We start from the raw sequence: 21308 nt of genomic DNA on the forward strand, positions 1-21308 counted from the left end.
GACCATGTCCGTCGTACTCGATACCCCCGTCGCCGTAAGGCGGACAGCTATGGACCTGCTCGCGCGACGCGAGCATGGTCGTGTCGAGCTGACGCGCAAGTTGCGTCAGCGCGGCGCTGAGCCCGAATTGATCGACCAGGAACTCGACCGTCTGACGGAAGAGGGCCTGCTCAGCGAAGCGCGCTATCTCGAAAGTTTCATCAGTTACCGCTCCCGTTCGGGCTATGGCCCTGCGCGTATCCGTGAAGAGCTCAGTCAGCGCGGTTTGCAGCGTAGTGATATCGAACAGGCCTTGCGTGAGTGCGGCATCGACTGGCAAAGCCTGCTGATCGATGTATGGCAACGCAAGTTTTCCGGGCAACTGCCCTCCGATCCGCGCAGTCGCGCACAGCAAACCCGTTTTCTGGTCTACCGTGGTTTTTCCATGGAGATGGTCGGTCGTGTGCTGAGTGGTCGCAGCCTGGACGATTGAGCGATGGCCGACCCCGAAAGGGGGTAGGCCAGGCATGTTCACGGTGTGACTGTTCAGGTGACCTTGAGGGGTTCACGTGCCCGTTGCGGGGCTTCATTGTGCTGAGGCTTTGCCCAGTTTTCCGAGCGGTTGATGAAGTCCACCAGCTCGCGCAGGCGGCCCTGATCGCGTCCATTGAAGGCAAAAGCCAGGCGTGACAAGTGGCTGAACTGTGCCTCGTCATGTTCCTCGCCTGCATAGGCGTGCTGATGGAAGTCGCCACTCAGGCGCAGGTCGGCGAAGGACTGCTGGATGTCGAGAAGGGCCGCTTCGCTGAGCGGGTGGTGTGTGCGAATCACGAACTGGTTCTTCAGCCAGCGGCTGGAGTGGTAGTTGCTGTAGAACTGGTTGATTTCCGCTACCGCATCGTCGGCGTTGTTCACCAGGCGCACCAGCTTCAGATCGTTCGGCAGGATGTAGCGATTGCCTTCGAGCTGGCGGGTAATGAAGTCCAGTGCATCCTGCCAGAAGGTCCCCCCCGGTGAGTCGAGCAGTACCACCGGCACCAGCGGACTCTTGCCGGTCTGGATCAGGGTCAGCACTTCCAGGGCCTCGTCCAGGGTGCCGAAACCGCCCGGGCACAGTACCAGCGCGTCAGCTTCCTTGACGAAGAACAGCTTGCGAATGAAAAAGAAGTGGAACGGCAGCAACTTGTCCGTTCCATCCACCGTGGCATTGGCGTGCTGCTCGAAGGGCAGGGTGATGTTGAAGCCCAGGCAGTTGTCGACGCCTGCGCCTTCGTGAGCCGCAGCCATGATGCCGCCCCCGGCCCCGGTGATCACCATCAGGTCCGAGCGCGCCAGGGTCGCACCCAGCTCGCGGGCCAGGGCATACATGGGGTGTTCGACCGGGGTGCGTGCCGAGCCGAACACGGTGACCTTGCGTCGCCCCTTGTACTGGTGCAGCACACGGAAGGCGTGGTCGAGTTCACGCAGTGCCTGCAGGGTGATCTTGGCGCTCCAGCGGTCGCTGTCATCGTGCGCCATGCGCAACACGGTCAGCATCATGTCCCGGTACAGTGGCAGGTTGGGGCTGTTGGGGGCGACCAGGTTGAGCTGTTGTTCGAGGTGGGTCAGGTCGATTGCATTGTTCTTGAAATGGTTGGCTAGCAATTCGTTGGTCTGGTACGGCATTCAACTTCTCCTTTTGCAGCAAAACCTTCGGCCTGGCCGCACATCGGTCAGGCCCCTCTGCTTGTCCGCAAAGTGAAAGGTCCTGGCTATAAATCTAGACCTTGTCGCAGGGTTATGCCGGTGTCGATCGTGGGCTCGCGAGGACGCGGCAGGCAATGGGCTGTGCGTGATGTTCAGGTGGGAGCCGGGCGGACAAGCCGGGCCCAAACTGCAGTACAGGCCAACAACCGGGGCCTGAAGTGGCAAGGCCTGTGGTGACTGTGCGTAGAGTACGCGTCACATTCAGGCCTTGATCGCTGAGCTGCGCGCCGATGGCGAGCAGCGGCGCAACAGAGAACGCTGGTTACTTCTTCTGCCCGGAAACGCAACTGGCCTTGTTGAACGACTGGTCGATCACCGGGCGGTTGGTCTTGTACTCGGTGAAACGGTAGGTCAGCACGGCACCGCGGTCCATCAACTGGCGAAAGCCGGTGTTACGGCACACGCTGTCTCCCAGTTGGCCGCGCATGACTTCCGGGTTTTGCTGCATTTTTTGTGCATGGCCGGCGCGAACGCTGAGGTGGTTGATCAATTGGTTGCCTTCGACAGTGTAGCCCTGATCGAGGATGTCTTCGTTGATTGCCCGAGGGGTACCCACGCTGCTTTCCTTGGCGACTTCTTGAAGCTTCTGGTTCAGGGCGTACTCTTGCTTGGAGACGGCATGCGCGCCCAACGGCAGGGCAAGCAACAGGCTCAAGGATGGGGCAATGAAACGCAGCATGAATCTCTCCTGGTTCGATAACTGGCGATTTGACCGGTCATTGCGCGCAGTGTTCCGTCACAGGCGCGATGGCAGTACTGGCAGGTCTGTACAGGCTGGAGATTATAAGGGAGTAGCGCGCAACGCTGCACGGCAAATACGGCCAGTGGAGGCGGGCTCTGGTAAACTGCCGGGGTTTTAGTCTCGCTGAGCCTGCGTCGTGCCCTGCCTTTATTGCCATCCCCATTGCCACCGTTGCGCCCTGTCATGAGCCATGCCGTCTCGCGCCTGCGCGCCGAGCGCCTGGCGCGCAGTGTCAAACCCTTCGTCGCGCGCGGCTCGCGTGCGCCACGCTGTCCCGGTTGCCGGGTAATCCCCGAGTACTGTCTGTGTGCCTGGCGCCCGCGGATGCAGGCGCACTCGGGCATTTGCCTGCTCATGCATGACACCGAACCACTCAAGCCTACGAACACGGGCTGGCTGATTGCCGACGTGATCGGTGACACCACGGCGTTTGCCTGGGAACGCAAGGCGGTGGATGCACAGTTGCAAGCGTTGCTTGATGATCCACAGTGGCAGCCCTACATCGTTTTCCCGGGTGAATTCGTGGCGCCGGAGCGAGTGGTCAGCAGCGTCGCCCCAGCGTCGGGCAAGCGTCCGCTGTTCATTCTGCTGGATGCCACGTGGCCCGAAGCCCGCAAGATGTTTCGCAAAAGCCCGTACCTGGAACGGTTCCCGGTGCTCAATCTGCAGCCTGAACAGATCTCGCGCTACACATTGCGCCGCTCGCGGCGCGACGACCATTTCTGTACCGCTGAAGTGGCAGCCATGTGTCTGGAACTGGCCGATGACCAGCAGGCCTCGCAGGCACTGGATGCCTATCTGGACGTATTCAGCACCCATTATCTGGGCGCCAAGAACAGGCTTGTGCTGGATGAAGACGATGCCGTGCACCAAAAACTGCGGCCCTTCCTATAGTTCAAGGGGCAAGTACGTCACTTTGCTTCATAATGTGTGCACTGGCGCCATGGGCTACGAGACAACCACCGGGCTTTGAACTTGACCACCCGGTCCGGGCTCGGCATCCTTGGCGCCGATTCGGGCACGACGAAGGCTTGAATGCTGTTTTCCTGGCCCCGACGTGCCTTTTTGGCTTCCGGCACTGCCGCCCGATGCCCTTGAGCTGCCCCGCCAGGCGCCCCCACGCTGGCTGCGCCTGCACAGAACAGGATCATTAGATCGATGGCCACATACGAAATCCTGATTGCCGATGACCACCCGCTGTTTCGCAGTGCGCTGCGCCAGGCCGTTACCCTGGGCCTTGGTCCGGACGTTCGACTGGTTGAGGTGGCAAGCATCGCCGAACTGGAAACCCGCCTGGCCGAGAAAAACGACTGGGACCTGGTGCTGCTGGACCTGAACATGCCCGGTGCCTATGGTTTCTCGGGGCTGGTGCTGCTGCGCGGTCAGTATCCGCAAATCCCGGTGGTGATGGTCTCGGCCCAGGAAGAGGCGGCCGTGGTGGTAAAGTCCCGAGAATTCGGTGCCAGTGGCTTTATCCCAAAATCCAGCCCGCTGGAGCAGATTCAGGATGCGGTCAAGAAAGTGCTCGATGGCGATGTCTGGTGGCCGCCGCAAGCCTTCGAGAAGATTGATGTGTCCGCTGAAGCCAAGGCCGCCAGCGAGGGCCTGGCCAGCCTTACCCCACAGCAATTCCGCGTGTTGACCATGGTGTGCGAAGGCCTGCTGAACAAGCAGATTGCCTATGAGCTGAGCGTGTCGGAGGCCACCATCAAGGCCCACGTCACCGCGATTTTCCGCAAGCTGGGCGTGCGTACGCGCACCCAGGCCGCGTTGTTGCTGCAACAATTGGAATCGGTTTCAACGAATTAAGGCCACTGGCCTTCACGCTTTTTTGACTCGGCGTGCACTAGCCTGCACCGCTCCTCATTGGGTTCAAGTGGCTTTCTATGTCGCCTTTCAAGGGCCAGACCGGCCTTAAACGAGTGTTCAACGCCGCCGGCTATTCGTTCGACGGCCTGCGCGCCGCCTTTACCGGCGAAGCGGCGTTTCGTCAGTTGGTGCTGCTCAACGTGGTGCTGATCCCGGTCGCCTTCTGGCTGGATGTAAGCCGTGCCGAACGCGCGATCCTGATCGCGGTGTGCCTGCTGGGGCTGATCGTCGAGCTGCTCAACTCTGCCGTGGAAGCCGCGATCGATCGTATTTCCCTGGACCGCCACCCGTTGTCCAAGAACGCCAAGGACATGGGCAGTGCTGCCCAGTTCGTGGCGTTGAGCATCGTGGCGGTGGTGTGGGCGGTGATTCTGCTCTAGGCAATGTGCGGCAGCACGATTTCGTCGCTGCGTCGTACCCCGGCAGTAAAGTTGCGGCACAACTCCAGAAACTCGCGCATCGCCGAGGTCTGGTACTTCTGCTTGTGCCAGATGAAGTAGAACTGCCGCGCCAGGTCCAGGTCGGGGGTTTCCACCGCCACCAGGCTGCCGCGACGAAACGCATCGCGCAGCGCCAGACGTGAAATGCAGCCGATCCCGAGCCCTGATTCCACCGCGCGCTTGATCGCTTCGGTATGTTCCAGTTCCAGGCGGATGTTGAGTGTCGAGCGATGGTGGCGCATCGCCTGGTCAAAGGTCAGGCGCGTGCCTGAACCCTGCTCGCGCAGAATCCAGGCTTCATGGGTCAGTTCCTCAAGGCTGGCGCGACCCTTGAGCGCCAAGGGGTGCTGCGGCGCGCAGAACACCACCAGTTCGTCCTCGACCCAGGGCTGAACCTCCAGGTCGGGGTGGTTGCAATCGCCTTCTATAAGACCCAGATCAATTTCATAGTGCGCGACCTGATGCACGATATGGGCGGTGTTCTGTACATGCAGTTTGACCTGGCTTTCCGGGTGAACCTGCATGAAGCTGCCGATCAGCAAGGTGGCCAGGTAGTTGCCGATGGTCAGTGTGGCGCCCACTGCCAGAGAGCCGAAGCCGGACTTGCCGTTGAGCAGGTCCTCGATTTCCTTGGCCTGGTCGAGCAGGGCCACGGCCTGGGGCAGCAACTGGTGCCCCAGTGCATTGAGGCTCAGGCGCTTGCCGGCACGATCGAACAGCTGACAGCTGGATTGCCGTTCAAGCTCGGTGATGGAGGTGCTCGCAGCCGACTGCGACAGCGCCAGTATCCCGGCCGCACGGGAGACGCTCTGGTGTTGCGCGACGGCCACGAAGACCTGAAGTTGACGCAGTGTAAATCGCATATCTATATAACCGATAAGACATATCTTGATAATTCATTTAACAGATATTGTCGCTCGCACTAAACTATCGCGCAATCGCGCTCACGGTCAGCGCTGCGTTATTTTTCAGGAGCCCCCGTACATGAGCAACATGAACCACGAACGTGTCCTCAGTGTTCATCACTGGAACGACACCCTGTTCAGCTTCAAGTGCACCCGCGACCCGGGCCTGCGCTTCGAGAACGGTCAGTTCGTGATGATCGGCCTGCAACAGCCTAACGGCCGCCCGCTCATGCGCGCCTATTCGATCGCCAGCCCTAACTGGGAAGAGCATCTGGAGTTCTTCAGCATCAAGGTGCCGGACGGCCCGCTGACCTCGCAGTTGCAGCACCTGAAGGAAGGCGACGAGATCATCATCAGCAAGAAGCCTACCGGCACCCTGGTGCTGGATGACCTGAACCCGGGCAAGCACCTGTACCTGCTGAGCACCGGCACTGGCCTGGCACCGTTCATGAGCGTCATCCAGGACCCGGAAACCTACGAGCGCTTCGAGAAAGTGATCCTGGTCCACGGTGTGCGCTACGTCAACGAAGTGGCCTATCGCGAGTTCATCACCGAGCACCTGCCGCAGAACGAGTTCTTCGGTGAGGCGCTGCGTGAAAAACTGATCTACTACCCCACCGTCACCCGCGAGCCGTTCGAGAATCAGGGTCGCCTGACTGACCTGATGCGCAGCGGCAAACTGTTCAGCGACATCGGCCTGCCGCCGATCAACCCGCAGGACGATCGTGCGATGATCTGCGGTAGCCCGAGCATGCTGGATGAAACCAGCGAAGTCCTGAACAGCTTCGGCCTGAAAGTCTCCGCGCGCATGCGCGAGCCAGGTGACTATCTGATCGAGCGTGCGTTCGTCGAGAAGTAAGCAGGCAGTACCAATAAAAAACGCAGACCGTGGTCTGCGTTTTTTTTTGCCCTGGATTTGTGGTGCGGCATTCGCCGGCGCGGCGTTCCTGCTACCTTGCGGGCGCCGGCCCTACGCCTCGCGCACCACCTCCAGCACCCGGATCGTATCCAGCTGAGGGTAGTGCCAGCGTACCTGCACGTCCCAGAACCTGACCCCGTACACACGCTCGACCGGGGGCACCTGATAGGCCGGGCGTGGATCCTGTGCCAGGCATTGTTCTATCAGCTCCACCAACGGCTCTGCGAGACGCAGCGCATGCGCATGGGCCTGCTGCAGTGCCGAGTCGCTCCACTGCACCGTGATCGGCGCAGGCGGGGCGCTGGCCATGTGATTGACCGCCCCGGCTACGCTGTCGGCATAGGGTACATAGGGCTTGATATCGATGACCGGCGTGCCGTCCAGCAGGTCGATGCCCGACAGCAGCAGTCGCCCGGCCTCGACGCCCTCCAGCTTCACCACCGACTGCCCGATGCCGTTTGGCCGGTGGGTGGCGCGGGTGGCGAACACGCCCATCGACGTGTTGCCGCCCAGGCGCGGCGGGCGCACCTTCAGGCGCGGCTTTTCTTCCAGGGCCTGATGAAACAGGAACAGCAGCCACACGTGGCTGACCTGCTCTAGCCCGGCAACCGCTTCCCCCTGATCGAAAGGCGATACCAGCTCCAGCACCCCGCGCGCAGCCGGAGCCAGCTGCGGTTGGCGCGGGATGGCGAACTTCTCCTTGAAGCAGGAGCGCACGTAGCCGACCGGCTCGACATTGTAGGCCATGATCGAATCAGCCACGCACTCGCAGGGTCAGGCCCTTGAGGAAGTTGCGCAGCAACTGGTCGCCACAGGGGCGGTAGTTGCTGTTGCCGACCTTGCGGAACAGGGCGCTGAGTTCAGGCTTGGATACCGAAAAATCCGCCGCCTTGAGAATGGCATGCAGGTCGTCTTCCTTGAGCTCGAAGGCCACCCGCAGTTTTTTCAGGATGATGTTGTTGGTGACCGGCAGTTCGACCGGCAGAGGCGGGCGGCTCTCGTCGCGACCACGCTTGAACACCACCAGGCCATCGAGAAAATGCGCGATGACCTCGTCCGGGCAGCGCACAAAGCCTTCTTCCTCGTCTTTTTTCAGGTAGCTGGCAATGTCGGCATCGCTGACGTCAAAACCGTTGATGCGGGTGATCTCTGCCATTTTGGCATCGCTGATATCCAGCATGTAGCGCAGGCTGCGCAGCACATCGTTGTGAATCATTGGACAATCCTGATCAAGTGGCAACGCCCGAGTGGCGAGGCCTAGAATTTTTCTTTGCTGGACAGGTAGCGCCACTGGCCCAGCGGCAGCTTGCTCATGGCCACGCCGCCCAGGCGAATACGGCGCATGCTGACCACGCTGACACCGACACTGCGGCACAGCAGCTCGATCAGCCCCGGCGCCGGGTTTTTCAGCACCATGCGCAGGCGCGTCTCGTTCTGCCAGCTGGCCTTGATGCGGGGCAGTTCCTGGCTCTTCCAGGTGAAACCGCGGTTAAGGCGTTCGAGGCCATGGGCAACCATCTCGCCGCTGACCTCGACCACATACTCCTGCTCCAGCTTGGCCAGGTCCGAGGTGACCTTGCGCACGGCACGCCAGTCCTGGCTGTACACCTGCAGGCCGCTGGCGCCCTGTTGCAGCTCGGCGACGCAGGTCAGCCGGGCAAAGTGGCCCTTGAGCGGGCGATGCCCTTCGGCGTGGGCCTCGGACAAGGTGGCCGGGGTCATGCTCAGGCGAGCGCTTTCGCTGTCCTGGTCGGCGGCCTGGTGCAGCAGCAGGGTTACCGGTTCCAGGGCTTCGGCCTTGGCGCCCGGCAGCAGGGCGACGACCTGGCCGTCGACCTTGAGCTGTGGCTCGTCGACGACGTTGCCGTCAACGGTCACCCAACCGCCTTCGATATAGAGTTCGGCCTCCCGTCGGGAGCAGCCGACCAGTTCGATAAGGCGTTTGGAAAGACGAATGGGTTCAGACATGACGGCGGCCGTGGCACAGGGAAAGGCGCCCATTGTAACCGCCCGGGCGAGCTAAGGCCCGGCTACATTCGTGCCGGGCGGCTATTAATGCCGTGAGGGGATGATTTTCGGATCGGCCTTACAGCGTCCTTCAGCCCGTGCTCGCAGACTGTGTACGACCTAGCCTGAGGTGAAGCAGGGGGTAGGGTTTGCCCATGCCGTCCTTTTCCGAGCGCCCGATGACTTCGAAGCCTTGGCTGGCATAGAAGCCGATGGCCTGGGGATTCTGCTCGTTGACGTCGAGCTCATCGGCGTTCAGCTCATTGATGGCATGCCGCAGCAACTGCTTGCCGATGCCCTGACCGCGATACTGCGGGTCGACGAACAGCATTTCGACACGCCCGGCCGCTACACCGGCAAAGCCGGTGATGCGTTGCTGGCTGTCCTTGCAGCAGATCAGCATCACTGCATCCAGGTACTTGGGCACCAGTTCACGCAGCAGCACGATGTAGCTTTCGGGGAGAAAATCGTGGGTGGCACGTACCGAGGCTTCCCATACCTGCAGCAGGCGAGGGTAGTCGTGGGGGCTAGGGGTTTGCACGGTGGAATGCGCGCGCATCGCAGGGTCTCCTGGGGTGTCCGTACTGGACACGATAGTCCAATAAAAAGCCCCGCCATGATGGCAGGGCTTTTCCAGGCCGCAAAGCGTCAGACAGGCTCGGCCCACAGGTCGTATTCGTCGGCATCGGTGACGACGCACCAGACCTTGTCCCCCGGCTTGAAGCCGTGGTCGCCGTCGATGAACACATTGCCGTCGATCTCCGGGGCGTCGAAGAAGCTGCGGCCCACCGAGCCCTGCTCCTCGACTTCGTCGATCAGCACTTCGATGCGCTTGCCGATGCGCAGTTGCAGACGCGCGCTGCTGATGGCCTGCTGGTGGGCCATGAAGCGATCCCAGCGGTCCTGCTTGACGTCATCAGGAACCACGGGCAGGTCCAGGTCGTTGGCCGGTGCGCCTTCGACGGGCGAGTACTGGAAGCAGCCGACGCGGTCGAGCTGGGCTTCGGTGAGCCAGTCGAGCAGGTACTGGAAGTCTTCCTCGGTCTCGCCGGGGAAGCCGACGATGAAGGTGGAGCGGATGATCAGCTCCGGGCACTGTTCGCGCCATTTCTTGATGCGTGCCAGGGTCTTGTCTTCGAAGGCAGGGCGCTTCATCGACTTGAGCACTTTGGGGCTGGCGTGCTGGAACGGGATGTCCAGGTAAGGCAGCAGCTTGCCGGCGGCCATCAGCGGGATCACGTCATCGACGTTCGGGTACGGGTACACATAGTGCAGGCGCACCCACACGCCCAGGCTGCCGAGCGCTTCGCACAGCTCGAGCATGCGCGTCTTGACCGGCCGGCCGTTCCAGAAGTCGGTCTTGTACTTGACGTCGACGCCGTAGGCGCTGGTGTCCTGGGAGATCACCAGCAGCTCCTTGACGCCGGCCTTGACCAGGCGCTCGGCCTCGCTAAGCACCTCGCCCACCGGGCGGCTGACCAGCTTGCCACGCATCGACGGAATGATGCAGAAGCTGCAGGTGTGGTTGCAGCCTTCGGAAATCTTCAGGTAGGCGTAGTGACGCGGGGTCAGCTTGACACCCTGGGGCGGCACCAGATCGATCAGCGGATTGTGGTCCTGACGTGGTGGCACCACTTCGTGCACGGCGTTGACCACCTGCTCGTACTGCTGCGGCCCGGACACCGACAACACGCTGGGGTGCACGTCGCGAATGTTGTTGGCGTCGACACCCATGCAGCCGGTAACGATGACCTTGCCGTTTTCCTTGATGGCCTCGCCGATCACTTCCAGCGATTCGGCCTTGGCCGAGTCGATGAAGCCACAGGTGTTGACCACCACCACGTCGGCATCCTCGTAGGTGGGCACGACTTCATAGCCTTCCATGCGCAGCTGGGTCAGGATGCGCTCGGAATCGACCAGGGCTTTGGGGCAACCCAGGGAAACGAAGCCGACCTTTGGCGTGGTGGGCGTGGCGGTGGTGGACATGGTTAACCTCGGTGTAGAGGGGCTGCTTGGCACGCGAAGGTGGCAGCCCTGACGGGCGCTTTGGGGCGCCTCTGATCAAAAAGTGCGCAATTCTAGCGAGGCACAACGCGCTTGACTAGCAGAAATGCGACGAACGCTGCGCTATGCTTCGCGCCATCGCTCCCGCGTCGTTCAGCGCTGCGTTCGGCACGCTGCGACGGGTTGCAAAAATGATAGCGCCTGGCGCGAATTTCGCCGGCCTCTGGGTCTTGGTTGCGGGAGTGGTTGATGGTTCAGGCAAGCAGTCAGGCCAATGCCGGGCATACGGCGGCAAAGCCGCTGAGCCTGCTGGTGGCGGCAGTCGGGGTGGTATACGGCGATATCGGTACCAGCCCCTTGTATACCCTCAAGGAAGTCTTCTCCGGCGGCTACGGGGTGCCGGTCAACCATGATGGTGTGCTGGGCATCCTGGCGTTGATCCTGTGGTCGCTGATCTGGGTGGTGTCGATCAAGTACGTGCTGTTCATCCTGCGCGCGGACAACCAGGGGGAGGGTGGCATCATGGCCCTGACCGCGCTGGCCCGACGAGCGGCTGCACCTTATCCCAGGTTGCGTGCGCTGCTGGTGGTGTTCGGCTTGTTCGGTGCGGCGCTGTTCTATGGCGACAGCATGATCACCCCGGCGATTTCGGTGCTGTCGGCGGTCGAAGGCATGCAACTGGCGTTCGATGGCATCGATCACTGGGTGATACCGGTGGCGCTGGTCGTGCTGGTGGCGCTGTTCCTGATCCAGAAGCACGGTACCGCGCGCATCGGCATTCTGTTCGGGCCGGTGATGGTGGCCTGGTTCGTGGTGCTGGCGGCCCTGGGCGTGCACGGCATCGTCCAGCGCCCCGAAGTGCTGCAGGCGCTCAACCCGATCTGGGCTGTGCGCTTCTTCATCGTCCACCCCGGCATGGGCGTGGCGATTCTGGGCGCCGTGGTGCTGGCGCTGACCGGGGCCGAGGCCTTGTACGCCGACATGGGGCATTTTGGCCGCAAACCGATCGCGCGGGCGTGGTTCGCGCTGGTGCTGCCGGCGCTGGTGCTCAACTATTTCGGTCAGGGCGCATTGCTGCTGGAGAACCCCGAAGCGGCACGCAACCCGTTCTACCTGCTGGCCCCCGGCTGGGCGCTGGTGCCGCTGGTCGGGCTGGCCACCCTGGCCACCGTGATCGCTTCCCAGGCGGTGATTTCCGGGGCCTTCTCCCTCACCCGCCAGGCCATCCAGCTTGGTTATGTGCCGCGCATGCAGATCCAGCACACCTCCAGCGACGAGCAGGGGCAGATCTACATCGGGGCGGTCAACTGGTCGCTGATGGTCGGGGTGATCCTGCTGGTGCTGGGCTTCGAGTCCTCCGGCGCGCTGGCGTCGGCCTATGGCGTTGCGGTAACCGGGACCATGCTGATCACCACCATCCTGGTGTCGGCGGTGATGTTGCTGCTGTGGAAGTGGCCACCGCTGCTGGCGGTACCGGTACTGCTGGGCTTTCTGTTCGTCGACGGGCTGTTCTTTGCCGCCAACGTGCCCAAGGTGCTGCAGGGTGGGGCATTCCCGGTGCTGGCAGGGATTGCGCTGTTCATCCTGATGACCACCTGGAAGCGCGGCAAGCAGATCCTGGTGGAGCGCCTGGATGAAGGCGCGTTGCCATTGCCGGTGTTCATCGCCAGCATCCGCGTGCAGCCGCCGCACCGTGTGGAAGGTACGGCGGTGTTCCTGACCGCGCGTTCGGACGCGGTGCCCCATGCGCTGCTGCACAACATGCTGCACAACCAGGTGCTGCACCGCCAGGTGGTGTTGCTCACCGTGGTCAACGAGGATTCACCGCGGGTACCGCCACAGCGGCGTTTCGAGGTGGAGGGGTATGGCGAGGGGTTCTACCGGGTGATCCTGCATTTCGGCTTCATGGACGAGCCGGACGTGCCGGCGGCGTTGAAGCTGTGTCACCTGGACGAGCTGGATTTCAGCCCCATGCGCACCACCTACTTCCTCAGCCGCGAGACGGTGATCGCATCCAAGCTGGTGGGCATGTCGCGCTGGCGCGGGGTGCTGTTTGCCTTCCTGCTGAAGAATGCCAACGGCAACCTGAGGTTCTTCAACCTGCCATTGAACCGGGTGATCGAGCTGGGTACGCAGGTGGAGATCTAGCGGGGGCTTTCGCCGCTAAGGCGGCTCCTGCAGGATGCGATCCGTTGCAGGAGCCGGCCTTGCCGGCGAGGCTTCTACTGTTCAGCGACGCTGGACTTCCCCTGGCGCGTTTCGATCTCGCTGATCAGGCGCTTGGCCAGGGCCGGGTAGTTTTCGTCGAAGTGGTGCCCGCCGGGCAGCTTCACGCGCTCACCCACGGCGGTATGGTCGGTGCAGCCGCTTTCATCGGCCTCTTCTTCACCATAGATGCACAGCACCTTGCTCGGCGGCATCCTGGCCATCTCAGGCCCGGTTGGCGCCTCCTTGCCGGCATTGCCCAGCCAGCCCTCGACCTCGATCTCGAAACTGCCACTGCGCGCGAACGCCAGCAGAATCACCGCATCGATGCGCTTCTGGTCTTCGGGTGGCAAGCGGTTGTAGATCGCCGGCAGCACGTCGGCACCGAATGAATAGCCGGTCAGTACGAAGCGTTTGGTGCCCCACTTCTGGCGGTAGTGCTGCATCAGCTCGGACAGGTCGACTGCGCTCTGCTCCGGTGTCTTGTGCTGCCAGTAGTAGCGCAGGGTATCGATGCCCACCACCGGGTAGCCCAGCTTGGCCATCTCGCCCGCCACGTCGCGGTCAAGGTCGCGCCAGCCGCCATCGCCGGACAGGAACAGCGTCACGGTGTCGGTGGTCTGGCCGGCCGGTACCTCCACCACCGGAATGCTCAATGCATTGCCATCCACGCCCAGCAGGGCCTGGGTCAGCTGGGCCTTGAGCACCTGGGGCAGGTGGATGTCGTAATCGCTGATGCTGGTCTGTGCATTGGCCTGGTCGCGCACGAAGGCGGCGCTGGCGTCATCCGGGTTGTCGTTCCAGGCCACGTTCCAGTGACCATGGGCGGCCGACTTGGGCAGCGCGGCGCTGCAGCCGGGCTGCTCGATGCTGAACCCCACGGAGATGGCCTGGGCCTTGTCGTTGGTCTGCCCGGCCAGCCAGCTCCAGGCCAGCCCGGCTCCCGGGCCGATGCCGGCAACCAGCGTCGGCGTGCCCTGCAACTGTTGCAAGGCCTGCTGCAGCGCCTGCTGCTGCAGGTTGCAGTCGCTCGGCGGCAGGATCACCTGTACCAGCTGGGCGCGGGCACTCTGGCTCAGGTCGATCAGTTGCTTGTCGCTCAGGGCCTGGTCCTGCGGCACGGCCACAGCCACCAGGTCCTTGCCTCGCGTGCTTGGGGTAACCCGCACCAGGCTGCTGCCATCGGCCAGGGTCAAATGTTCAAGGTGCGGTTGCGGGGCAGGGCGGGCCCACAGCCAGAAGCCCAGGGCCGCCGCGAGCAGGGCCAGCACCAGGGCGGCCAGTACATGAAGCCAGTAGCGTCGAATCATCAGCGTTTCACCAATCCGGTCAGGCCGCCTGCAATCAGGGCGGCGGTATCGGCCAGGGCCACCAGGGGATCGAGCCCGGCGGGTACGGCCATGTAACGGGGTTCCCAGTCAGGCTGGAACTTGTCTTTGAAGCGGCGCAGGCCCTGGAAGTTGTACAGTTGCTCGCCGCGCTGGAACACCATCGAGCCCAGGCGCTGGGTCAGAGGTGCGCCGCGACGCGGCTGCAGCCCGGACAACGGCACCATGCCGAGGCTGAAGCGCGCATATCCATGCGTCTTGTAGTGTTGGATCAGGCCGATCATCAGAAACTCCATGGTCAGCTTCGGTGCTTGCGGGTGTGCGCGCATCAGGTCCAGGCTGGCCAGCTCGCGGCTGTGGGTTTCCAGCAGGTTGGCAAAGGCCACCGGCTGGCCCTGGAAGCGAATCAGCGCGATGCGGAAGTGCTGCAGGTACTCTGCGCTGAAGCGGCCCAGCGAAAAGCCTTTTTCGCGCACGTTCTTGCCTTCGAGCCAGGCATCGGAAATCACCTTCAGTTCCTCGAGCGGGGCTTGCCCGGGCTCGTGGATCTCCAGGCTCAGGCCGTCGCGCCCGCCGCGGTTCCAGGTATAGCGCAGGTCTTTCATCTCCTTGCCCTTGGCGTCGAGGTCGAAGCGCAGCAGGTCCACGCGGGCCTCTTCGCCCAGCTTGATCGCGGTCAGGCCGATGTCCATATAGAAGGGCAGGTTCTCGGCACGCACCTGGTAGAACACCGGTCGAGCGTGATGGATATCGCACAGGTCGCGAAACTGCCAGATCATCTCGGCGCGGCGCTGGGCCGGGCCGATCGGGTCGTACAGCGCCACCAGGCTGCGCCCGCGGCGGGCGTACATCAGGAAGGCGTCATCCTGAGGGTGGAACAGCAACGCCTTGTCGCCGGTCAGCGCCAGGCCGCCATCGGGCTGGTCGGAGCTCTGCAGGATGCGGTTGGCCCGTTGCAGCTCGTCACCTGTAGGCAGGTGGATGGTCGGGCGTGCGGTACGCAGCAGCCAGGTCAGTGCAACGATCACCAGCAGTACCGCGCTACCGAGCAATGAGCGCAGCCCGCGCGGGGCATCGGCGTCCAGGGTGAACTGCCACCACAGCTGGTGGCTGTAGGGCACGTCCTGGTAGGCGAACAGCAGCAGCCACACCGACGCGCCGATCACACAGGCACTGGCCACCACGTAGACCGGCGAGAAGGGCAGCTCGAGCAGTCGACTGGGCCGGTAGAATGAACCGCGGAACACTGCCAGCAGGCAGGCGGTAAGCGTCAGCAGGCTGGCCTCTTCCCAGTCGAAGCCCTTGAGCAGCGACAGCAGGGCGCCGACCAGCAGCAGCACGGTGGTGAGTATCCAGGCTGCCGACAGGCGCCGCCGCAGGCCCTGGGCCAGCAGCAGGCACAGCACGCCGATCAGGCTGGCGCCGAAGTGCGAGGCATCGATCAAGCGGTGCGGAACCAGGAAACCCAGGTGCTCCAGGCGCGTGTCGATTTCGGGCGTGGCCCCGGAGAACAACAGCACCACGCCCGACAGGAACACCAGAATCGCCAGTACCGGTGCGGCAAGCCCGGAGGCCACCTTCATGGCCTGGCGCGCGAACAGAAAGCGCTTGGCTTCACTGGCCAGCAGGACCACGCAGGCCACCAGCAGCGGCAGCACGACATAGATCAGGCGGTACAGCAGCAGCGCAGCGGCAAGTGGCGCAGCCCCCAGCTGGTCGGCGAAGGCGGCCAGCAGGATGGCCTCAAAGACCCCGACCCCGCCGGGCACGTGGCTGAGCACACCGGCAGCCAGGGCCAGCAGGTACACCAGCAGGAACGCACCGAAGGGCGGAGCCTCGGGCAGCAGCAGGTACAGCACCGTGGCGGCGGCAGCCACGTCCAGTGCGGTGATCAGCAGCTGCAGCAAGGTCAGGCGCGCGCCCGGCAGGCGCAGTGTGCGTCGGCGTATGCGTACCAGCAGGTTGTCGGCCAGCGGCTGTTCCGGCAGTCGACGCCGGTACAGCCCGTAGGCCAGGGCCATGCTCAGGCCCAGTACCGCGACGGCGATGGCTGCCAGTACCGGGGCCGGCGTGCGCAGCGCCATGGCCGCGGCGGGCAGGTTGCTCAGGGTGGCCAGCGCTGCCAGCGGCGGCAGCGCGCAGCCCAGCGACAGGCTGGCAAACAGCGTCATGCGGGCCACTTCGGCACCGCCTATGCCGTGGCGGGCGTACAACCGGTAACGCACCGAGCCTCCGGACAGCAGCGACAACCCGATCGCGTTGCCGATGGCGAATGCACAGAAGCCGCCCATGGCCAGGGTGGCTGAAGGCAGCCGGACCCCGGCATAACGGCTGGCTGACCATTCATAGCCCAGCAGGATGACAAAGCCTGCGACCGTGGCCAGCAGTGCACCGGCCAGGGCGGGCTTGGGCACACTCAGCAGCGAATCGTGCAGGGCATAGATATCCAGCTCGCTGAGCAGATGGCGACAGGCAATCAGGGCGATGCCGAACAGTAGCAGGGTGACCGCCAGGCCGATCGGCTGACGATACCGGCTGAGCAGTTCCAGCCAGCGCAGGCGATGCGGGGCGATGGGCTGGGCGGCGCTAACGGGGGTTTCTGCTTCGGGCGTTTGTGGGCGCATCAATCACCTTTTTGGATTGCGCGCGACTGGACGATGTATCCGACCAAGTTACCAATCCCTATGGAAAAATAATGTCTGGATCTTACTCGCGATCATGCCGATCCGCGCCCATCAGGATAGTTAAAGAAGTTTCATGCTGCCGCAAGGGCATGGAGAGGAGGGGAAGGTACTTTTCGCCAGACGCAAAAAAGGCCACTTTTTTCAAAGTGGCCTTTTCTGTTGTTTGGTTGCGGGAGCCGGATTTGAACCGACGACCTTCGGGTTATGAGCCCGACGAGCTACCAGACTGCTCCATCCCGCGTCTGTGGGGCGGATTCTACAGCGTATGGAGATGCTGTCAATGCTTAATTGTTGATTTACAACAAAAACCTGCTATGGGCCAAACAGCGCCCAACAAAAAAGGCCACTTTTTCAAGTGGCCTTCTCTGATGTTTGGTTGCGGGAGCCGGATTTGAACCGACGACCTTCGGGTTATGAGCCCGACGAGCTACCAGACTGCTCCATCCCGCGTCTGTGGAGTGGATTCTACAGATATCTCAGAACGTGTCAACCGCTAAAATCCAGAAATCCTTTTTTGTTCAATTGCTTAGCGTTTGTGATCTGGCTGCGGGCGCGCTAAGGCGGGGGCTGCAGGGCATTTGCCCGGGGTGACGGGTGCAGGGTGCAGCCGGTGGTGACGAGTGAGATACTGCGCGTACGAATCAACGGTGTTAACGGTCATCCATGTCCCAACGCAAGATCATCCACATCGATTGCGACTGTTTCTACGCAGCCATCGAGATGCGCGACGACCCGCGGCTGGCCGGCAAGCCTCTGGCCGTGGGTGGCTCGGCCGACCGGCGCGGGGTGATTGCTACCTGCAACTACGAAGCGCGGGCCTTTGGCGTACGCTCTGCGATGTCGTCGCACCACGCGTTGAAGCTGTGCCCCGACCTGACCATCGTCAAGCCGCGCATGGATGCCTATAAGGAAGCCTCGCGGGAGATTCACAACATCTTCCGCGAGTACACCGAGCTGATCGAGCCATTGTCGCTGGATGAAGCCTATCTGGACGTATCCGACAGCCCGAAGTTTTCCGGCAGTGCCACGCGCATTGCCGACGACATTCGCCGGCGGGTGTCCCAGCGCCTGCACATCACGGTATCGGCGGGGGTGGCGCCCAACAAGTTCCTGGCCAAGATTGCCAGTGACTGGCGCAAACCCAACGGCTTGTTCGTGATTACCCCGGCACAGGTGCAAGACTTCGTCGCCTGCTTGCCAGTGACCAAGCTGCATGGGGTTGGCAAGGTCACGGCTGACAAGCTGGGGCGCCTGGGCATTGTCGATTGCAAGGATCTGCGCGAGTGGGACCGCCTGGCCCTGGTCCGCGAGTTCGGCAGTTTCGGCGAGCGTCTTTACGGGCTGGCGCGCGGCATTGACGAGCGGGTGGTGCACAACGACAGCCGGCGCCAGTCGGTGAGCGTCGAGAACACCTACGACAGCGACCTGCCGGACCTGGCCAGCTGCCTTGAAAAACTGCCTGAACTGCTGGAATCGCTGGGCGGTCGCATGGCCCGGATCGACGACAGTTACCGGCCGGGCAAGCCGTTCGTCAAGGTCAAGTTCCATGACTTCACCCAGACCACCCTGGAGCAGGCGGGGGCGGGGCGTGATCTTGAAAGCTACCGGCAACTGCTCAGCCAGGCTTTCGCGCGTGGCGCCAAGCCGGTCAGGTTGCTGGGGATTGGCGTGCGGTTGCACGACTTGCGCGGGGCGCATGTTCAGCTGGAGCTGTTCACGCCCGAATGAAACGCCAGGCATCGTGGTCGATGCCTGGCGTTCATGGAGCTGGAGCTACTTCGCGCCGGGGTCTGCCACCAGGCGGCCGGCATCCCTGGTCAGCGCCTTGAGAAACTCCTGTTGCAGCTCCGGATCATTGCGGGTCAGCTCGATCAGGCTCTGTTCCAGCTCGCTGGCTTCCTCTTCCAGGCCCAGTTCGGACAAGCGCTTGACCCGGTGCACCCACTCGCTCACCTCGTCGTCTTCAAGGTCGTCGTAGATCAGCTCATGGGCTTCGACCAGTTTGCCGCGCAGCGTTGGGCTGAGCAGCAGGCTGGCGTCGGCACGCACGTTATTTTCTTCATCGGCCACGGCCAGGTGCAAGGTGCCCACCTGGGTCAGGTTCTGTTCGGTGAACGGGCTGTCGAGCAGGTTCAGGCGCAACACACCATTGCGGTCGGTGGTCAGCTCGTGGGTGAGCTTGCCAGCCTTGACCTCGACCGGGCGTTCGCCCCACGGCAGGCTGGTGTACTCCTGGCGTTTGTCCTTCTGCACTTCGCTGATACTGGCCAGGTTCTGTTGTGCGCGGCCGTTGGACTGCACGTTCATGAACGGGTTGAGCCCGGCCACGCCATAGCTGAGCCAGTCATGGGTCACGCTGTCGGGCAGGTTGCCCAGTGCGAACACATTGACCACATTGGCGCCGATACCGGCAACCACGGCCACTGCGCCCAGCGGGATCTCGTAGATTTCGCGCCAGGGTTGGTAGGGCGTGTAGCGATCATAACGACGGGTCACTTCGAATTCGGTGACTTCGAAGTTCTTCTGTTCGTGAACGCGCACGCGCCGTTGCGGCAGCTCGAGTACCTTGGGCTCTCCGACATCGATCTGCAGGCTGTGCTCGAGCAGCTTGCGCTCGATCCGCTCCTCATGCTCGCTGCGCTGGGACATCTGGTTGGCGCAGCCGCTGAGCAGCACGGCGCCGCACAGGGCGGCGCCTCCGAAGGTGATTCGCTTGAACATGGCTACTCTTGTGTTGGCTATCAGCGACGAATACGGGCTTGCAGGAACGACAGCACCTCGGCCACGGGCAAGGCCTGGGCCTCGCTGTCCTTGCGGTACTTGTATTCCAGGTTGCCTTCGGCCAGGCCCCGGTCGCTGACCACGATGCGGTGCGGGATGCCGATCAGTTCCATGTCGGCGAACTTGATCCCCGGGCTGGTTTTCTTGTCACGGTCGTCCAGCAGCACTTCGAAACCGGCGGCGGTCAGCTCGGCGTAGAGCTTGTCGGTGGCTTCGCGCACTTCGGCGGTTTCGTAGCGCAGCGGTACCAGGGCGATCTGGAATGGCGCGAGGCTATCGCTCCAGATGATGCCCTTGTCGTCGTAGTTCTGCTCGATGGCAGCGGCGACCACGCGCGAAACACCAATGCCGTAGCAGCCCATGGCCAGGGTCACCGGCTTGCCGTTCTCGCCCAGCACCTGGCACTTGAGTGCTTCGCTGTACTTGGTGCCCAGCTGGAAGATGTGCCCGACTTCGATGCCGCGCTTGATCATCAGCGTACCCTTGCCGTCCGGGCTCGGGTCGCCGGCTACCACGTTGCGCAGGTCGGCGATTTCCGGTACGGGCAGGTCGCGCTCCCAGTTCACGCCGAAGTAGTGCTTGTCGTCGATGTTGGCACCGATGCCGAAGTCGCTCATGAAGGCCACGGAACGGTCGATGATGCACGGCAGCGGCAGGTTCAGCGGGCCCAGGGAGCCGGCGCCGGCGCCGATGGCGTCGCGCAGTTCGGCGTCGCTGGCCATCACCAGCGGGCTGGCCACCTGTGGCAGGTTGGCAGCCTTGATTTCGTTGAGTTCGTGGTCGCCACGGACGATCAGGGCAATCAGCTTGCCTTCTTCGGCGGCATGCACGATCAGGGTCTTGACGGTGCGCTCGATCGGCACGCCGTAGTTTTCGACCAGGGCGGCGATGGTTTTCGCGTCCGGGGTATCGACCAGGCGCAGCTCCTCGGTGGGGGCAGGGCGCACGGTTTCCCGCGGGATCGCTTCGGCCTTCTCGATGTTGGCGGCGTAGTCGGAGCTGTCGCTGAAGATCACGTCGTCTTCACCGGACTCGGCCAGCACGTGGAATTCGTGGGACCAGCTGCCACCGATCGAGCCGGTGTCGGCCTGCACGGGGCGGAAATCCAGGCCCAGGCGGGTGAACACATTGCAGTACGCCTGGTGCATGCGGTCATAGGTTTGCTGCAGGGACGCCTGGTCGGCATGGAAGGAGTAGGCATCCTTCATGATGAACTCGCGACCGCGCATCAGGCCGAAGCGCGGACGGATCTCGTCGCGGAACTTGGTCTGGATCTGGTACATGTTCAGTGGCAGCTGTTTATAGCTGCTCAGCTCGTTGCGCGCGAGATCGGTGATGACCTCTTCGTGGGTAGGCCCCACGCAGAACTCGCGACCATGACGGTCCTTCAGGCGCAGCAGCTCGGGGCCGTACTGCTCCCAGCGGCCGGACTCCTGCCACAGTTCAGCGGGCTGAATGGCCGGCATCAGCACTTCCAGGGCGCCTGCGGCGTTCATTTCCTCGCGTACCACGGCTTCGACCTTGCGCATCACGCGAAGGCCCATCGGCAGCCAGGTATAAAGGCCGGATGCGAGCTTGCGGATCATGCCGGCACGCAGCATGAGCTGGTGGCTGATGACGACCGCGTCGGAAGGGGTTTCTTTCTGTGTGGCGAGCAAATATTGACTGGTGCGCATGGTAGGCCGTTGTCGGTTGCTTA

General features: G+C 62.8%; 19 protein-coding genes and 2 tRNA genes. 7 read left to right on the top strand and 14 right to left on the bottom strand.

Translation table 11 applies throughout. From position 1 onward, the window contains the following. Positions 1 to 4: 4 nt before the first annotated feature. A complete protein-coding gene (gene recX / locus B4I46_RS13605) occupies positions 5 to 472 on the top strand; it encodes a recombination regulator RecX (RefSeq protein WP_116053094.1) in 468 nt (155 codons plus the stop codon). A gap of 53 nt (positions 473 to 525) precedes the next feature. Here the strand turns inward: recX and B4I46_RS13610 are convergent, their stop codons facing one another. Further along, positions 526 to 1644, bottom strand: coding sequence for an LOG family protein (locus B4I46_RS13610; protein ID WP_043864267.1), 1119 nt, complete (start codon positions 1642 to 1644; stop codon positions 526 to 528). Positions 1645 to 1987: 343 nt separating this feature from the next. Continuing rightward, positions 1988 to 2404 (bottom strand): quorum-sensing-regulated virulence factor family protein, encoded by a 417-nt coding sequence (locus B4I46_RS13615; RefSeq protein WP_213607085.1) that lies wholly within the window; start codon positions 2402 to 2404, stop codon positions 1988 to 1990. A gap of 246 nt (positions 2405 to 2650) precedes the next feature. Here B4I46_RS13615 and B4I46_RS13620 point away from each other — a divergent pair, with 246 nt between their 5' ends. From B4I46_RS13620 to B4I46_RS13630, 3 genes are all read left to right on the top strand, one after another. Continuing rightward, positions 2651 to 3361, top strand: a complete 711-nt coding sequence (locus tag B4I46_RS13620; RefSeq protein ID WP_213607086.1) for a tRNA-uridine aminocarboxypropyltransferase — start codon at positions 2651 to 2653, stop codon at positions 3359 to 3361. A 264-nt stretch (positions 3362 to 3625) separates the two neighbouring features. Then, entirely contained in the window at positions 3626 to 4276 is a 651-nt protein-coding gene (gene erdR / locus B4I46_RS13625; RefSeq protein ID WP_054914978.1) for a response regulator transcription factor ErdR, read from the top strand. 77 nt (positions 4277 to 4353) lie between these two features. Beyond that, the gene (locus tag B4I46_RS13630) at positions 4354 to 4716 is read left to right on the top strand and encodes a diacylglycerol kinase (RefSeq protein ID WP_054914977.1); all 363 of its coding nucleotides are present in this window, start codon (positions 4354 to 4356) and stop codon (positions 4714 to 4716) included. Here B4I46_RS13630 and B4I46_RS13635 read toward each other — a convergent pair. Then, positions 4713 to 5639: a LysR family transcriptional regulator gene (locus B4I46_RS13635; protein WP_043864262.1), complete on the bottom strand. Its 927-nt coding sequence runs from the start codon at positions 5637 to 5639 to the stop codon at positions 4713 to 4715. The genes B4I46_RS13630 and B4I46_RS13635 overlap by 4 nt on opposite strands. A 121-nt stretch (positions 5640 to 5760) precedes the next feature. Between B4I46_RS13635 and fpr the strand changes: the two genes are divergently transcribed. Continuing rightward, positions 5761 to 6540, top strand: a complete 780-nt coding sequence (gene fpr, locus B4I46_RS13640) for a ferredoxin-NADP reductase (protein WP_043864261.1) — start codon at positions 5761 to 5763, stop codon at positions 6538 to 6540. A 111-nt stretch (positions 6541 to 6651) separates the two neighbouring features. Here fpr and tsaA read toward each other — a convergent pair whose 3' ends face one another. The 5 genes from tsaA to rimO form a co-directional block, all read right to left on the bottom strand. Further along, the gene (tsaA, locus tag B4I46_RS13645; protein WP_104572120.1) at positions 6652 to 7347 is read right to left on the bottom strand and encodes a tRNA (N6-threonylcarbamoyladenosine(37)-N6)-methyltransferase TrmO; all 696 of its coding nucleotides are present in this window, start codon (positions 7345 to 7347) and stop codon (positions 6652 to 6654) included. A 7-nt stretch (positions 7348 to 7354) separates the two neighbouring features. Further along, complete coding sequence (locus B4I46_RS13650; RefSeq protein WP_104572121.1) at positions 7355 to 7816, bottom strand: DUF1456 family protein; 462 nt, start codon at positions 7814 to 7816, stop codon at positions 7355 to 7357. Positions 7817 to 7857: 41 nt separating this feature from the next. Further along, positions 7858 to 8568, bottom strand: a complete 711-nt coding sequence (locus B4I46_RS13655; RefSeq protein WP_286900630.1) for an rRNA pseudouridine synthase — start codon at positions 8566 to 8568, stop codon at positions 7858 to 7860. Between the two features lie 130 nt (positions 8569 to 8698). Next, positions 8699 to 9166, bottom strand: a complete 468-nt coding sequence (locus tag B4I46_RS13660) for an acetyltransferase (protein WP_054914976.1) — start codon at positions 9164 to 9166, stop codon at positions 8699 to 8701. An 89-nt stretch (positions 9167 to 9255) separates the two neighbouring features. After that, positions 9256 to 10593 carry a 30S ribosomal protein S12 methylthiotransferase RimO gene (rimO, locus tag B4I46_RS13665; protein ID WP_043864258.1) on the bottom strand — a complete coding sequence of 446 codons (1338 nt, stop codon included), beginning with the start codon at positions 10591 to 10593 and terminating at the stop codon, positions 9256 to 9258. A 267-nt stretch (positions 10594 to 10860) separates the two neighbouring features. Here rimO and B4I46_RS13670 point away from each other — a divergent pair, with 267 nt between their 5' ends. Next, on the top strand, positions 10861 to 12759 hold the full coding sequence (locus B4I46_RS13670; protein ID WP_043864257.1) for a potassium transporter Kup: 1899 nt from the start codon (positions 10861 to 10863) through the stop codon (positions 12757 to 12759). Between the two features lie 74 nt (positions 12760 to 12833). Here B4I46_RS13670 and B4I46_RS13675 read toward each other — a convergent pair whose 3' ends face one another. The 4 genes from B4I46_RS13675 to B4I46_RS13690 form a co-directional block, all read right to left on the bottom strand. Next, positions 12834 to 14126 (bottom strand): virulence factor family protein, encoded by a 1293-nt coding sequence (locus tag B4I46_RS13675; protein ID WP_043864256.1) that lies wholly within the window; start codon positions 14124 to 14126, stop codon positions 12834 to 12836. Further along, entirely contained in the window at positions 14126 to 16768 is a 2643-nt protein-coding gene (gene mprF, locus B4I46_RS13680; protein ID WP_058541507.1) for a bifunctional lysylphosphatidylglycerol flippase/synthetase MprF, read from the bottom strand. The genes B4I46_RS13675 and mprF overlap by 1 nt, the downstream gene beginning before the upstream one ends. A 224-nt stretch (positions 16769 to 16992) precedes the next feature. Then, positions 16993 to 17069, bottom strand: a tRNA-Met gene (locus B4I46_RS13685). 132 nt (positions 17070 to 17201) lie between these two features. Continuing rightward, positions 17202 to 17278 (bottom strand) — tRNA-Met (locus tag B4I46_RS13690). A 213-nt stretch (positions 17279 to 17491) separates the two neighbouring features. Here B4I46_RS13690 and dinB point away from each other — a divergent pair. Next, positions 17492 to 18556 carry a DNA polymerase IV gene (gene dinB / locus B4I46_RS13695; protein WP_043864254.1) on the top strand — a complete coding sequence of 355 codons (1065 nt, stop codon included), beginning with the start codon at positions 17492 to 17494 and terminating at the stop codon, positions 18554 to 18556. A gap of 45 nt (positions 18557 to 18601) precedes the next feature. Here the strand turns inward: dinB and B4I46_RS13700 are convergent, their stop codons facing one another. Together B4I46_RS13700 and B4I46_RS13705 are read right to left on the bottom strand one after the other, a co-directional pair. Next, entirely contained in the window at positions 18602 to 19549 is a 948-nt protein-coding gene (locus tag B4I46_RS13700; protein WP_043864253.1) for a lipoprotein, read from the bottom strand. Between the two features lie 20 nt (positions 19550 to 19569). Next, the gene (locus B4I46_RS13705) at positions 19570 to 21285 is read right to left on the bottom strand and encodes a proline--tRNA ligase (protein ID WP_043864252.1); all 1716 of its coding nucleotides are present in this window, start codon (positions 21283 to 21285) and stop codon (positions 19570 to 19572) included. Between the last annotated feature and the right edge of the window lie 23 nt (positions 21286 to 21308).

The organism is Pseudomonas sp. UBA7500, assembly GCF_002478435.1.
GTDB lineage: Bacteria > Pseudomonadota > Gammaproteobacteria > Pseudomonadales > Pseudomonadaceae > Aquipseudomonas > Aquipseudomonas palmensis.